Raw genomic sequence first — 13,874 nt, 5'->3', positions numbered from 1 at the left:
TTTCAACAACTGAATAACGGGATGTAGCTCAGCTTGGTAGAGCACCTGGTTTGGGACCAGGGGGTCGCATGTTCGAATCGTGTCATCCCGACCAGTTAGAACTTTGCGGACTATAACCGTCATCATACATAACAAAGAGCCTTCAGTTATCTGAAGGCTCTTTGTTTATTTATATCGAAGATTTATATGTTGTAATTAGCTGAGCCAAGCCAATCCGGTTATCGAAGGGGTCTCGATGTGTATCATGGCAACATTATATCGAGAGCTGCCGCTGCTTGAATTGAATGGAAAACGTTGTTCCTTGCTCACTGGAGGTGACTTTAATTTCAGCGTCATGCCGCGCTGCAATGCCATAACATACCGACAGCCCAAGACCGGTGCCATTTATTTTCGTGCTAAAGAATGGAGTGCCGAGCTTCTCCAGTACTTCTTCCCTCATACCAGTGCCTTGATCCCGAATCTCCATGACGATGAGATCGTGCTCAGAATAGGTTTTGATCGATAATTCGCCCCCGCTCGGCATCGCTTCAAGTCCGTTGAGCGTTAGATTAAGAAGCAGCTGACGGATTTCTTTCTCATCCAAGTGAAGAGCTGGGCAAGGTGACAAATCTAATTGTATCGAATGGTTGCTGCAGAGTGCCTTGGAATGAATGAGCGGATACAACGTTTCGATAACAGAGTTCAACTGATGCAGCTTACGGTTCGTCGTATGGGCCGTTGCAACGGACAGAAACTCGGAGACGATATTGTGAGCGCGGTCCAGTTCTTCGATCATAATGTTCGTATATTCGGACGAGTAGTTTTTGGATAGCTGCAGAAATCCTCTCACGGTCGTCATCGGGTTGCGAATTTCATGCACAATTCCAGCGGCCATTTTGCCTGTGAGATTCAGGCGGTCGAGACGAACCATCTCCTTCTCCAGAAACAGCTGCTTCGTAATATCAGTAATAACGGTGAGCAGGCAGTATTCGCCATGCAGTTGTATACGCTCGGTGGACATTAGTCCTTCGCGCAGCTCGCCGGTTTTGGTCATATAACTGATCTTAATATTCCGGACGGGAGCATTGTTGCCCATCATTTCGTTAATGGAGTGCAGATGGTCTTCTTCGATCATATATTGCAGCTCGTAGCCCGGATTATGCAACACTTCCTCTGAACTGTACCCCGTCGTTTGCAGAAAGCTGTCGTTCACGTTCAAGTACGAGCGGTCCTTCAGAGAGCGGACGCAAATTAATGAAGGCGCTGCATCAAAAATACGGCGGAACCTTTCTTCCTCCAAGGCTTTACGTTCCGTAACATCCCGAACGGAGCAGACGAATATATGCCGGTTATCGACTTTCGCTTCACCGACTTGGATATCGACGGGGAATCGATGCCCGCCTCGGCGGACTGCATTCGTCTCAATAATGGAGTTCCCTGCATCTTCCTCTGTTAAACGTTCATAGAGCTCCGGTACAAGCTTATTGATAGGCTTGCCAATCAGTTGCTCCGGATTATAATCGAACATTGGCTTAGAGGCACGATTCACGGTTATGACCGTACCGAGTTTGTCCATTGTTATAATCGTATCATTAGAGGTATCGCCGATAATGCGGAGCAGTTCATTTTGCAGCTTGATCTGTTCCTGATATTGATGCATGCGGACAATAGCTTCGATTTTTAACGTTAAGGTTTCGGGATGAAACGGTTTGAATAAGTAGTCGATTGCACCGACTGCATAGCCTTGCTTCACATTCTCAGATGCTTGGCTAATCGCGGTTACGAATAGGATAGGGACATGAGTAGACTTCTCACGCGATTTGATGAGGCTAGCAGTTTCGAAACCATTCATCCCCGGCATCTGTACATCAAGCAGGATGACGGCGAAATCCACGGATAATACGTACCGGAGCGCCTCAAGTCCGGAGGTCGCGGTATACAGCTCATATTGCGGTTTGTCCAGCAGGGCGGCTAGAGCAATCAGATTTTCTTCACGGTCATCAACGAGCAGTATATTGACTTTCTCTGGGGAGTCATCCGATTTTTCTGTATAGTTTCTCAATGGGATCCATCTCCTTATATAAAGCGCTATGGCTCGTATAAGCGATACTTTCTCTCGTGCCAAGACCTAGGAAGCCGGAAGAAATTAAGCTGTCATAGAACAGGCCATGTACGCGGTTCTGCAGGGCAGAGTTGAAGTAGATCATAACATTGCGGCATACAATGACGTGAAATTCGTTGAACGAGTGGTCGACTGCCAGGTTGTGCTGCGCGAACAGGATCGGTTCCGATAAAAAAGGATGAATTACAGCCTGGCCATGCTGAAAGCTGAAATAGTCGCTTAACGATCTAGTGCCGCCTGCAAGCAAATAGTTGCTCGAATAGGCTTGCAGCCGATCAATCGGCAATGCCCGCTGTTTCGCTGCTTCGACGACCTGTGCACTCATATCGGTCGCGTAGTAACGGGTCTTGTGATGCAGTCCCTCTTCATGCATAAGAATGGCCATTGAATATACTTCCTCGCCGGTAGAGCAGCCTGCATGCCAGATCCGGATGCAGTCGAAATCGCGCAGAAGAGGAACGACATGCTGGCGAAAGGCGAGAAAGAAGGACGGATCCCGGAACATTTCCGTCACGTTGATCGAGAAGTCAGCTAATATTTTGTTCAGTACAGAACGGTCGTGAAGTACTTTCTCTTGCAGCCCGGAAACGGTCGTAAGGTTCTCGGCATGGATGCGGTGCCAGATTCGGCGCCGAATCGATTGGAACACGTAATTACGGAAATCGAATCCGCAATGTCTGTACAGCGCTTCTAGGAACAGTTCGATCTCGATCTGTTCAAGCGGATCAATATCCTCGGAGGCAGGGACCATGATGATTCGATCTTGGTAATTATAATTGTACAAGCCTCGCCATCCTCCTCTTATCTGCACATCCAATGCTGCAAAATCGCAAATAACTGCTCCAAACCGATTGGCTTGCTAATGTAGTCGGATGCGCCGGCTTCTATACATTTGTCCCGGTCGTCTTTCATGGCTTTCGCCGTTAGCGCAATGATGGGCAGTGAAGCGTACTGCGGCATCGAACGAATCGTTCTCATTGTATCGTAGCCGTCCAGCTCAGGCAGCATAATATCCATCAGCACCAGATCAATGGCAGGATGTTGCTGCAGCGAGGCAATTCCTTCCCGGCCGTTCTCGGCGAACAGCACGTTCATCTGACGGCTCTCAAGAGCGCTTGTAATGGCAAAAATGTTGCGCATATCGTCGTCGACGATCAGCACCGTCCGGCCTGACATATCGGAGGGCTCCTTCTTGATCGGAAGATCGGAAGGATAAGACTCAATCAGCGGAAGTTCATCGGGCTTTGTTACGTCGTACGCCGCGGCTGCTGTGTCCACCAGAAGAGGCAGCGCCTGCTCCTGTGTACGGAAGTCCGTATCGGGAAGCAGCAGCGTGAAAGTACTGCCTCGGCCTTCTACGCTTTCAACGATGATGCTGCCGCTTAGCAGACGGGCCATCTCCCGGCTGATCGAAAGCCCTAAGCCAGTGCCGCCGTATTTACGGTTGGTTGTGCCATCCGCTTGTTGAAACGCTTGAAAGATGAGGTTTTGCTTGTCACTCGCAATACCAATACCAGTGTCCGAAATTGAGAAAGCGATGGCTGAGAGAAGCGGAGCCGTCCGGCTGGCTTGCTCTAGCATAGAGCTCGTCGCTTGCTGAATGCGCAGCTTTACTTGCCCGTGCGACGTGAACTTGAACGCGTTGGACAGCAGATTTTTAACAATTTGCATCAAGCGCTGTTCGTCGGTATACAGCATGGGAGGAAGCCCGGCATCAAGTTCTGTCCGGAATGACAGTCCTTTCTTATCGGCGACAGGCGAGAACTGCTGCTCGGCCAGTTCACAGATAGACCGAAGTTGAACTTCGTCCGGATATAGCTCGATCATACCGGATTCTACCTTGGACAGATCGAGAATATCATTAATTAGACGAAGCAGATCATTGCCAGACTGGTGAATCGTGTGAGCGTATTTGATTTGAGCAGCCGTTAAATTACCTTCTGTGTTGTTGGACAAAATATCGGACAGAATGAGCAGGCTGTTAAGCGGTGTGCGAAGCTCATGCGACATATTCGCGAGAAATTCAGATTTATATTGCGAGTTCAGCGCCAGCTGGCTAGCCTTTTCCTCCAGCTGCAGCTTCGTAAGCTCCAGCTCTTTGGTCTTCTGCTCGGAGTTTCTGTATTGCTCCTCCAGCTTCTCGTTAATGCCTCTTAGCTCCTCCTGCTGCAGTTGAAGCTCTTCCGATTGGCACTGCAGCTCCTCTGTTAATGCTTGTGATTCTTGAAGCAACTGCTCGATCTGCATACGTCCCGCGATGCTGTGGATCGTGATGCCCAGATGGTTCAGCACTTGATTCAGCAGTTCCATCTGAATAGGTGTAAATGGCGTAAAGGCAGCGAGTTCAATAACGGCCGCGACTTGCCCTTCGAATTGTACGGGCATGATGATGATGCTAGCGGGGAGCGCCTCTCCAGTTCCTGAACGTATCGGTATATACGATTCTGGAACCGCAGTAAGGATAATCGCTCGGTTGTCAGCAGCGGCTTGTCCGACTAACCCTTCGCCGAATTGGAAGCTGTTCTTGACCGTTCCAGACGAAGATGCAGCGTACGAAGCCAGCTTCGTCAGATGCATCCGGCCTCCTGCACTGGAGCGGATATAGAACACGCCCAGGCTTGCGCCTGTCAGCGGTGTAATCTTCGTAATAAACAATTGCGCAAGCGAATTCAAATCATGGACACCCTGAACCATCGTAACGAGCTCGGCGATCGTTGTTTCCAGCCATGTCTTGTCCCGTTCGAAGGCGGAATACTTATCCAGCGTCGTGGCCATTTCGTTGAAAGAAAGTGCGATTGCACCGATCTCGTCCTTGGAACGGATCTCGATGCGGGGCAATCCTTCGCTTGCATTGTAACCGGTCTTAACGCTGGAGATGACGTTCGTTACCCGGTTCAAGTTGCCCGTGATTTGCCTTGAGATAAAGAAGCCAAGCGACAAGGTAAGGATGAAGGCGATCAAGCCGATAAGCCGGGTCGTGCTGTTGGCCCAATTGACAACCTTCTCATTGTGCACGATACCTTCGCCGATCAATTGCTCCTGACGGTCGGAGATCGAAGCAGCTAATGGACTGAGCTGTTTGCCGATCGGAAGCACTTCCGATTTGAAGAAATCGAGCGTGTTTTCCTGGTTGCGGAAAGTTTCATAATCGTCCAGCATTCGATGAGATTGCTGCTGAAATTGCTGGTTCAACCGGGCAAGCTCTTGCACCAGTGTTTGAGTATCCGGATGAGTAACAAGCAATTCGGTCTCTGCGACACGTTTGTTCAATAGATTGTTAGAGGATTGAAGACTTGTGAGGAAGGAGGCATCGTCGGTTAATAAATATCCGCGGAGGTCGTTCGTCTGCTGCAGCACCAAGATTTGAATATCTTTGGTTGCGGCAAGTACGGAAACCTGCTGATCGATGAGGTTGGAGTAGGAATCGTTTACTTTATTCATATAGTAATAGAATACGCCGCCGGCAACAGCGACGAATAAGGACACGAGTAAGAAGGCGGTAAGAAGCTTAGTGCCGATTGTTAGTTTCATGCCATTTCTCCCCCAATTAATGGATATCAAACCGTGGAAGCACGATCAAAATCCGGCAGATGAGCTATATGTCAGGTAGAAACTGATTTCGGTCGAATTGAACTAATATGATAGATTATCTGTTCTTATATGTTACATCGATAACCTGTGTTTGTCATGTAACCTAACATAAGCGATGAACGGTTTTATTGAAATCAGTCTAAATTGTCACAGAATTGTCACAACTTCAATAGCTCATTTCGACATACTCCAATAGTAGGCCTATCCTATACTAAACACATGTTTCAGGTGTAATGAAACGTTACGCTTGATGGTGAGAAGAAATGAAATTAGGAGGGTACCGTCATGGCTATGCTGATGATGAAGCGCAAGCATTTGTTCGCCAATTATGGCAGTTCCGTATTCTATGATGAAATGTTCGATCAGCATGGCAAAGTGCGATCGCCATATGGAACAATGATGAAAATATTAGCCAGGATGGGAATCGATGAGCTTAGTAAACGTCATGCCGTGATGCAGTCCGAGATGGTGACGCAAGGAATCACGTTTACTTTATATAGCGATAATTCCGAAGATTCATCACTGGAGCGGACGATTCCGTTCGATTTGATACCCAGAATGATGACGGCGGAAGAATGGTCGTTGCTGGAACGGGGATTGAAGCAGCGGGTGGAGGCTTTAAACCGGTTTATACACGATATTTATCATCAGCAGAACATTCTGAAGGACGGCATCGTACCGCGTGACATGATCGAGGGCAATCCTTATTATGTCCCAGCTATGACAGGCCTGAATATACCGAACGATACTTATATTCCATTGTCTGGAATTGATATTATTCGAAGCGAGACAGGGGCCTTCTATGTACTGGAAGACAACCTCAGATCGCCGTCCGGACTGTCTTACGTTTATAAAAACCGTGCCTTAATGATGAATCTGTTCCCGGAAATGTTCTTCGAGCACCGCGTAAGGGATATCGGAGAAGGGTTGAACGCGCTTCTGCACAGTCTGCGGAAGCTTGCGCCGAATGGAAAGCCGGACCCGCTTGTTGTGCTTCTGACACCGGGAGAATATAACTCAGCTTACTACGATCATACCTTCCTTGCGCAAGAGATGGGGATCGAGCTTGTGGAAGGCAGAGATTTGACGGTCATCGACAAGAAGGTCTATATGAAAAGCTTGCAGGGATTGCGTCAGGTTGATGTTATATACCGTCGGATCGACGATGAATATTTGGATCCGCATGCGTTCCGGGAAGATTCAATGCTTGGCGTTCCGGGCTTGATAGAAGCTTATTGCGCGGGCAACGTCGCACTGGCTAACGCACCGGGAACGGGAGTGGCCGACGACAAGGCGGTATATGCTTTCGTGCCGGATATGATTCGTTATTACTTGCAGGAAGAGCCGATCTTGAACAATGTGCCGACCTATATTTTAAGCCGGCCGCATGAGTGCGAATATGTGCTCAGTAAACTGTCTGAAATGGTCGTTAAGGAGAGGTCGTTATCAGGAGGCTACGGCATGCTGATCGGACCTTCGGCTTCCGAAGAGGAGCTCGAGTCTTTCGCGGAAAAAATAAGACAGGATCCGCAGCGGTTCATCGCGCAGCCGACGATGAAGCTGTCATGCAGTCCGTCGCTCAGCGATTCGGAAGTGTGCGCGCGTCATATCGATTTGCGGGCGTTCGTGTTCAAAGGAGAGGACATTCATGTCGTCGCGGGCGGACTCACGAGAGTCGCTCTGCAGGAAGGCTCACTAGTTGTTAACTCCTCGCAGGGCGGCGGAACGAAGGATACGTGGATATTAATATAGGAAGGAACAGAGGTGAGGATCATGATGAACCGGTACGCAGAGTTGTTATTTTGGGCAGGACGTTATATGGAGAGAGTCGGAAACTATGCGAGATTGATCGATGTGAACTATCATATGAGGCATGAGCTGTACGGTCATCAGGACCGGGAGTATATATGGGAAAGGCTGGTCGAGACGACTGGCGAAGTACGGCGGTTCGAAGAGCTGTACTCCAATATCAATGCGGGCACGAATGAGTTGACCGTGCTTCATTTCTTGACGTTCGAGCGGTCCAACACGAATTCGATATTCGCCTGCGTCCAGCAAGCGCGCAACAATATTCGAACGCTGCGCCAGTTGGTCCCTGCCGAGCTGTGGGAGATGATCAATTCGTTCTACATATGGCTCAAGGATCAGAATGTGAGTCAAATTATGCTTCAGTCTCCGCATCTGTTCTATCAGAAGGTGCGGGAGTGGGCAACGCTGTTAAGCGGTGCCGTAGACTCCATCATGATCCGGGGACAGGAATGGGATTTCATTCAAGCAGGCAAATACGTGGAACGGACGGATAATACACTGCGAATCATTAGTGCTGTTCATCGGCAGATTGGCAAAGCACCAGCCGCCGAGGGCCATTCGTACTCTTACAAACGTACGGTTGTGCTGTTGAAGTCCGTCGGCGGATTTGAAGCGTTTCGCAGGCTGCATGCAGCGGACGTTACGTTCGAAAAGGCGTTGGAATTTATGCTGATGAACGGCCAATTCCCGCACTCGGTGCAGTATGCTTTAACAGCCCTAGGCCGTCACTTCGAGAAGCTGCAGCTCCAAGAGGACGGGGGGAATGCGATAGCTGAAGCGGCGGTCCAGCTGTCGGGAACGATACAGTCGGTCGTTGCAAGTATGGCGGGCGGAGAATCAGATGTGACAGCAGCGGATTTGAGCCGGCTGCTGCTCGCCTCGGGACGGTTAGGCAATGCTGCTGCCTCAGCATTCTTGTCCGATGTTCACGTAGGAGCTTAAAGGAAAAGGTCGCTCTTGCTGGTTGAGTTCGGCGAGAAGTGGAACTAAAGAAAACGGTTTGTAATGAAGCATTGCCCGCAGGCGTTTGGTCCAAGACCAGCTTGCGGGCTATTTATTTGTAGAGTCACCCGGTATTCGAACTTCTTTGTGACAGAATTTGACCTTTCGTTGCTTAACGGACAAGCATGCGGTATGATCGTAGCGAGCAAGCTGCATTCGTATGAAGCGAGAAGAGAGGAGGCGGGTTGCATGGGTGTGCCAGCTGGTGTATGGGTTGCCGCAGTTATCATTACGATCGCGATTGCGTGGGTTACGTTGTGGGTAACGAAGAAAGCGTACTCGCGCAAATGGGACGAGCCCGATCATGAATAGATGAGTTTTGCCGCCGCTGTCTTCTACAGCGGTTTTTTCATTTTCGCGCCCAGAAATGACCAGATCAAATTACTCCAGATATTTACCTGACTTCTCCATTGTGAATACGCTTTCCATACGTGATAATAATGCTAGTAAATGAAGTAACAATCATACATTATTAACACCATGTAGAGAATACAGACAAGGCAGTTGCCGACAATCTGGATAAACTGGATGTCGTATACGTGCTATCGGGAGGGGACGATCGAAGGATGGGAAACTGGGCAGAAGCTTGCGATTTGAATACAGGAAAGCATGTATATAAGCCGCATCAATCGGGAGAACCACTTCTTCCGACAATTCATACTGCGGGTGACTTGGTGGCAAAAGCCGGCACAGGGTTGAAGCCTAGACGTATAAGAGATTATGAATTGATCTATTTTCCCGAAGGTACGGGTGGCGTATATATAGTTGAAGGAAGGGCCTATTCGCTTGCCGAACCATGCTTCATTATTACGCGGCCTGGCGAGTGGCATGAATATCGTTATGATAGTTCTCAGCCTTCACGGCATTTGTTCGTCCATTTCGGATTCGAGAAACACGAGGATGCGGAGAATCGGCTGCTCTCGATTTTAAGGGATATTGGGCCAGCGCGTATTGTACAAACAGATGATTTGCATGTTAGCATGATGACGCAGATGCTTAATATAGCGTATAATTACCCGACTCGCATGCAGACTCGGGGAAGTTCGCTGCTGCTCGCTCTGCTTGAAGAACTGAACGGTTATGTCGTCGACTGTCCGATGGAGAGAGAGCAGACGGTACCGCCGCAAATCGTGAAGGCAATCGATTACATCGAAGAGCATTTGGAAGAGCCGCTGACAGTCGAAGGGCTTGCGGAGAGAGCGGGATGGACGCATGAGCACTTCACCCGGTTGTTCGCACGCCATACGGGACGTACGCCGCGCGAGATGATTATTCAGCGCCGGATCGAACGGGCATGCCAGCTGCTGCTGTATGATGAGACAACTGTGAAAGAAGTAGCGTACGCGGTCGGGTTCTCTGACGAGAATTATTTTTGCCGCGTGTTCAAGTCGGTTAAAGGCGTTACGGCAACGCAATACCGCAAAAAATATTACAATCCGAGAAACCGCGGTCTGTATCCGGCCAGCAAGGGAGAGACGCCGATTCCGCCGAATCGGGTACTCTTCTTCGCAGGGATCTCGTAAGAGGCAGCGAAAGGGAAGAAAGCAGACATGAGTTTGTTAATGAATGAGAAGATCAAGTCCAAGGAAGTGGACTTGACCGGATTGGAAGGCGAATCACTCGGCATCGTATCCAGGGATGAGGCGCTTGCGATGGCGAAGCAGTTGAAGGCGGATCTGGTCTGCACTTCACCGATGAGCTTCCCGCCGCCGTGCAAGCTAGTCTCCCGCGGCGAGGCGAAGAAGGAGCAATCGCAGCAGAAGCGGGAAGAGCGGCTGCGCGAGCAGCCCGCGAAGGAGAAGGAGCTGCGGCTGTCCGCCTCGATCGAGGAGCATGATTACGATACGAAGCGGCGCCAAGCAGAGAAGCTGCTTGCATCGGGCAATGCTGTCCTGCTCGTCGTGCGGCTTCAAGGCAAGCATGAACAGGCGCCGGCGAAGCAGCTTTTGGAGCGGTTGTCCGCCGATCTGGCTCCGGCCGGTACGAAGGCGACGGGCATTCAGGTAAGCGGCAAGCAGGCAGCAGTCCGCATCAATCCCGCAGTCTGACTTACGGACCGAGCGTTGCGAGACGGAAGGGCACAGAATAAAGCGTCAGGCCATTGTGCCTGACGCTTTATTCATAGGGATCTTCTTGGTGCGTTCCTGTTCAGCTGACGGTTTGCGGTGAAAGATTTGTTTGTACACAATGGGCAGTATAATACTCCCGGCGATGGCGAAGATATCGACGAATATAAGCTTACGGAGCGCCAGCTTCAAGGTGTAATAGAATGCGGTGCTTCCGATCATATCGACAGCAATGAATTCCCGGATCGCAGACATCGGGACGACAACGATGAGGATTTCTTGATTGGAACGCAGCACGGTATTCCTCCTAACTCGGATGGGATGACCTTATGATGTATGCCTGCTACCGGTTGTCCTATGAGTAAAGGTTCGTTCATGAAGCGTGCAGGGATTTAGAGCGATTCCGTCGAATAATTGAAGGTCGTGCCGAATGGCATGTACAATCCAACTGAAAAGAGGGAGTTAACTTTGAAACATCGACTGCAAGGGCTCGTTATCGGGCTGTTGGTCGGACTGCTCCTCAGTGCGGCGACGGCGTATGCAGCGAGCGGGACGATCGTGGTAGATTTCAAGAAGATTACGTTTTTATTCGATGGGGTAGAGAAGAAGCCGCCAGGAGACGGTGCGTTCCTGTATAAAGGAACGACATACGTACCGCTCCGTTTCGTGTCGGAGTCCATTGGTAAACCGGTCAACTACGATGCGAAGAAAGCGACGATTCGAGTGGGCAAAGGTTATACGAAGGCGCCTGAGATGACGATTGATACCGCGAAAACGTACAAGGCCAAAGTGACGACGACAGCGGGTTCGTTCACGATCGAGCTGTTCGCGAAGGACGCGCCGAAGACGGTGAACAACTTCGTTACGCTTTCGCAGGACGGTTATTATAACGATATTATTTTCCACCGCATCCTTGATAATTTCGTCATCCAATCGGGCGATCCGCTTGGGACAGGACAAGGCGGCCCAGGGTACTCGTTCGAGGATGAACTGGACAATGGCCATAAGTACGAGGACGGCATCGTCGCGATGGCGAACGCGGGTCCGAACACGAACGGCAGCCAATTCTTCATTTGCACGGGTACGGACAGCGAGAACTTGAACCAATATCCGAACTATTCGATTTTCGGCAAAGTGACCGAAGGGCTTGATGTCGTGCATGCGATCAGCAAATCTAAAGTCAAAGTAAACGAGATGACGGGGGAAACAAGCACGCCGGTCACTCCAGTGAAGATCAAGTCGGTTGTTATTGAAGTGTCATAGGTCATGCCGTGTGGAGACCGGAATGTCGTCCGACGACGCCGGATTTCCACGGCAGTAATGTATGACCATAGAAGCGAAGTTCATTTGATCGGAGTTAACGCTTGCTTGTAGATGTGGTGTTGCGGAGCGGGCTCATTGTATTTCATACCATGAGTGAAGAGGTTAATTAACGCTCAGGGAGACTCGTTGTAATTCATACAATGAGGAAACTTCGATAAGGTTGAAATCAGGCCAATTCGGCGGGTTGCCTCATTATTTCGTTGTATGAAATGCAACGAAACGGCATTATAGGTCGTTAAGCAACCGTATTCGTTGTACTTAATGCAATGAAGATAAAGCGGCAAAACGCACACCCGCCTTTTGTTCTTGCTCTAACCCCGACTTAACCAATGACTAACTGCCGCCACGACAAACCAAGGGCCGTCTCCTAGGAGACGGCCCTTGGTTTGTCTATATTAAATCGCGTTCGAGGCTTGTTGTTCGAAGTCGGACGATTGGCGGTTGTTCTGCAATGCGCTTAGAAACTCGCGCATGAAGCCCGGCAGATCCGGCCAAGCATGACCCGAGATCAGATTGCCGTCTACATGCAGCGTTTCTTCGGCGTAGGTTGCGCCAAGACGCTCCACTTCGAGGCGGCAAGCATTATAAGCGGTTAGAGTGCGGCCTTGGAAGAAGCTGTTGTCGTTAAGGGCGAGGAATACTTGCGCGCCGTGGCAGATCGCGCCAACCGGCTTCTCTTCTTCGAGGAAGTGACGAATGATTCGCGGCAGGTCAGCATCGTTGCGGATGAACTCCGGTGCGCGACCGCCTGGAATGATGATGCCGGCATACTCGGAAGGGTCGACATCGGCGAAAGCGATATCAGCCGCAAGACGATGTGCCGGTTTCTCTGTGTATGTATCCCAGCCTTCGATGAAGTCGTGACAGACCGTGTTCAGAACTTTCTTCTGCGGTGCCGCGATGACCGCCTCGTACCCTGCTTCGAGTATCCGGAAATACGGATAGTACACTTCGAGCACTTCGGCTGCATCACCGGTCAGAATAAGAATTTTGCCGGACATGATATCACTCCTCTGGGAATGGTTGGATCTACCTATTCCATTATCGTAGGAGCACAGACAAGCGTCAATGAATCGCCAGAAGGAGGGCGCAAGTCCTGTCTATGTCGAAATTAAGCGCTTTCAGAAAAGGGTGCCTAAGTGACAAATAACCCGGATAGCCTTGAAAAGGTCTATTCCGGGTTATTCGGTTTAAACAACGGGCAAATGAGCGTTCTAAGCAGCTGCTCCACGATTGCGTCTGTCGACATGCCATAATCTTCGCTCAGATGCTGCAATGTGAATGGAGCAAGTGAGGCAATATAAATATGGGCAGTGAAAGCAGGATCGAACGGCACGGTCTGACCGCTGTCCTGTGATTCCTTAAGTAAGTGCGTGAGCGTGCTGTGAAGAAACATATAAGGTGGCGACGTAAAAAAGGTGCGCTTGTCGTTCTCGATGCAGCGATTGTGTACGAGTGATATGTGAATGGCCTTCAGCAGAGCGGTCTCGTCGCTCGCGAATACGACGAGCCTGCGGAACACGGCCTTCAGTCTATCTAGAACAGGCTGATCGTGAATCGATGCGAGCAGCTGCTCGATATCGTTCTTGAAGCGGTTGAAGTGGTCGTCGATCAGCTCGAGACAGAGATCGCCTTTCTGCGTATACCGGCGGTACAGCGTAGCTTGTCCTACGCCGGCTGCCTTGGCGATCTGGTGCATGCTAACGGAATCGACTCCGAACTTCGTGAACAAATCGCGCGCCGTATCCAGTATGAGCTCTGTCAGTTGTTGAGCGTCCTTTCGTTTGGGCGTCACCATTGGTTCAATTCTCTCCCTTTTTTGAATTGACAAACGGACAATTGTCCGCTATTATTCAATAAGCGTAGCGGACAATTGTCCGCAGGATGCGTAATTGGAATCTGCTTGCTATGTGTCAGATCAATGCTATCATTGTAACCCGATCCGCATAGGCAGTCAATTTCAGAAATAGAGGAAACAAAGG

The 13,874-nt window shown here is 50.0% G+C and carries 12 protein-coding genes and 1 tRNA gene; 7 read left to right on the top strand and 6 right to left on the bottom strand.

The window, feature by feature from the left end:
* Positions 1 to 17: 17 nt before the first annotated feature.
* A tRNA-Pro gene (locus PKO01S_RS21110) sits at positions 18 to 94 on the top strand.
* A gap of 159 nt (positions 95 to 253) precedes the next feature.
* Here PKO01S_RS21110 and PKO01S_RS21105 read toward each other — a convergent pair.
* Genes PKO01S_RS21105 through PKO01S_RS21095 form a run of 3 tightly spaced genes read right to left on the bottom strand, consistent with a single transcriptional unit; the run spans position 254 to position 5,632 of the window.
* The gene (locus tag PKO01S_RS21105; protein WP_127533419.1) at positions 254 to 2,041 is read right to left on the bottom strand and encodes a PAS domain S-box protein; all 1,788 of its coding nucleotides are present in this window, start codon (positions 2,039 to 2,041) and stop codon (positions 254 to 256) included.
* Positions 2,013 to 2,885 (bottom strand): CheR family methyltransferase, encoded by an 873-nt coding sequence (locus PKO01S_RS21100; RefSeq protein ID WP_307719847.1) that lies wholly within the window; start codon positions 2,883 to 2,885, stop codon positions 2,013 to 2,015. Before PKO01S_RS21100 ends, PKO01S_RS21105 begins: the two co-directional genes overlap by 29 nt.
* 17 nt (positions 2,886 to 2,902) lie before the next feature.
* Positions 2,903 to 5,632 carry a response regulator gene (locus tag PKO01S_RS21095; protein ID WP_127533418.1) on the bottom strand — a complete coding sequence of 910 codons (2,730 nt, stop codon included), beginning with the start codon at positions 5,630 to 5,632 and terminating at the stop codon, positions 2,903 to 2,905.
* A 345-nt stretch (positions 5,633 to 5,977) separates the two neighbouring features.
* Between PKO01S_RS21095 and PKO01S_RS21090 the strand changes: the two genes are divergently transcribed.
* The 5 genes from PKO01S_RS21090 (at position 5,978) to infC (ending at position 10,551) form a co-directional block, all read left to right on the top strand.
* Positions 5,978 to 7,444 carry a circularly permuted type 2 ATP-grasp protein gene (locus PKO01S_RS21090; RefSeq protein WP_127533417.1) on the top strand — a complete coding sequence of 489 codons (1,467 nt, stop codon included), beginning with the start codon at positions 5,978 to 5,980 and terminating at the stop codon, positions 7,442 to 7,444.
* 21 nt (positions 7,445 to 7,465) lie between these two features.
* Positions 7,466 to 8,443 (top strand): alpha-E domain-containing protein, encoded by a 978-nt coding sequence (locus tag PKO01S_RS21085; RefSeq protein WP_127533416.1) that lies wholly within the window; start codon positions 7,466 to 7,468, stop codon positions 8,441 to 8,443.
* Positions 8,444 to 8,692: 249 nt separating this feature from the next.
* On the top strand, positions 8,693 to 8,815 hold the full coding sequence (locus PKO01S_RS29635; RefSeq protein WP_281278942.1) for a hypothetical protein: 123 nt from the start codon (positions 8,693 to 8,695) through the stop codon (positions 8,813 to 8,815).
* Positions 8,816 to 9,069: 254 nt separating this feature from the next.
* The gene (locus tag PKO01S_RS21080; RefSeq protein WP_127533415.1) at positions 9,070 to 10,026 is read left to right on the top strand and encodes an AraC family transcriptional regulator; all 957 of its coding nucleotides are present in this window, start codon (positions 9,070 to 9,072) and stop codon (positions 10,024 to 10,026) included.
* 27 nt (positions 10,027 to 10,053) lie between these two features.
* The gene (gene infC, locus PKO01S_RS21075; RefSeq protein ID WP_127533414.1) at positions 10,054 to 10,551 is read left to right on the top strand and encodes a translation initiation factor IF-3; all 498 of its coding nucleotides are present in this window, start codon (positions 10,054 to 10,056) and stop codon (positions 10,549 to 10,551) included.
* Positions 10,552 to 10,596: 45 nt separating this feature from the next.
* On the opposite strand, the gene PKO01S_RS21070 is transcribed toward infC, so the two are convergent.
* Entirely contained in the window at positions 10,597 to 10,866 is a 270-nt protein-coding gene (locus tag PKO01S_RS21070; RefSeq protein WP_127533413.1) for a hypothetical protein, read from the bottom strand.
* A gap of 171 nt (positions 10,867 to 11,037) precedes the next feature.
* Here PKO01S_RS21070 and PKO01S_RS21065 point away from each other — a divergent pair, with 171 nt between their 5' ends.
* Positions 11,038 to 11,832 (top strand): peptidylprolyl isomerase, encoded by a 795-nt coding sequence (locus PKO01S_RS21065; RefSeq protein WP_174818602.1) that lies wholly within the window; start codon positions 11,038 to 11,040, stop codon positions 11,830 to 11,832.
* Between the two features lie 455 nt (positions 11,833 to 12,287).
* Here PKO01S_RS21065 and PKO01S_RS21060 read toward each other — a convergent pair whose 3' ends face one another.
* Together PKO01S_RS21060 and PKO01S_RS21055 are read right to left on the bottom strand one after the other, a co-directional pair.
* Positions 12,288 to 12,893 (bottom strand): DJ-1/PfpI family protein, encoded by a 606-nt coding sequence (locus tag PKO01S_RS21060; RefSeq protein WP_127533411.1) that lies wholly within the window; start codon positions 12,891 to 12,893, stop codon positions 12,288 to 12,290.
* A gap of 170 nt (positions 12,894 to 13,063) precedes the next feature.
* A complete protein-coding gene (locus tag PKO01S_RS21055; RefSeq protein WP_127533410.1) occupies positions 13,064 to 13,690 on the bottom strand; it encodes a TetR/AcrR family transcriptional regulator in 627 nt (208 codons plus the stop codon).
* Positions 13,691 to 13,874 lie beyond the last annotated feature (184 nt).

It is taken from the genome of Paenibacillus kobensis NBRC 15729, from assembly GCF_004000825.1.
GTDB classification, from domain to species: domain Bacteria; phylum Bacillota; class Bacilli; order Paenibacillales; family Paenibacillaceae; genus Paenibacillus_T; species Paenibacillus_T kobensis.
The sequence above is the reverse complement of the archived record's forward strand: the minus strand, read 5'-3'. Positions and strand labels throughout refer to the sequence as shown.

Bases quoted from the DNA above. Each gene is read 5' to 3' on its own strand.
- PKO01S_RS21085 (WP_127533416.1), top strand. From the start codon at position 7,466: ATGATGAACCGGTACGCAGAGTTGTTATTTTGGGCAGGACGTTATATG.
- infC (WP_127533414.1), top strand. From the start codon at position 10,054: ATGAGTTTGTTAATGAATGAGAAGATCAAGTCCAAGGAAGTGGACTTG.
- PKO01S_RS21060 (WP_127533411.1), bottom strand. From the start codon at position 12,893: ATGTCCGGCAAAATTCTTATTCTGACCGGTGATGCAGCCGAAGTGCTC.
- PKO01S_RS29635 (WP_281278942.1), top strand. From the start codon at position 8,693: ATGGGTGTGCCAGCTGGTGTATGGGTTGCCGCAGTTATCATTACGATC.
- PKO01S_RS21080 (WP_127533415.1), top strand. From the start codon at position 9,070: ATGGGAAACTGGGCAGAAGCTTGCGATTTGAATACAGGAAAGCATGTA.
- PKO01S_RS21055 (WP_127533410.1), bottom strand. From the start codon at position 13,690: ATGGTGACGCCCAAACGAAAGGACGCTCAACAACTGACAGAGCTCATA.
- PKO01S_RS21090 (WP_127533417.1), top strand. From the start codon at position 5,978: ATGGCTATGCTGATGATGAAGCGCAAGCATTTGTTCGCCAATTATGGC.
- PKO01S_RS21095 (WP_127533418.1), bottom strand. From the start codon at position 5,632: ATGAAACTAACAATCGGCACTAAGCTTCTTACCGCCTTCTTACTCGTG.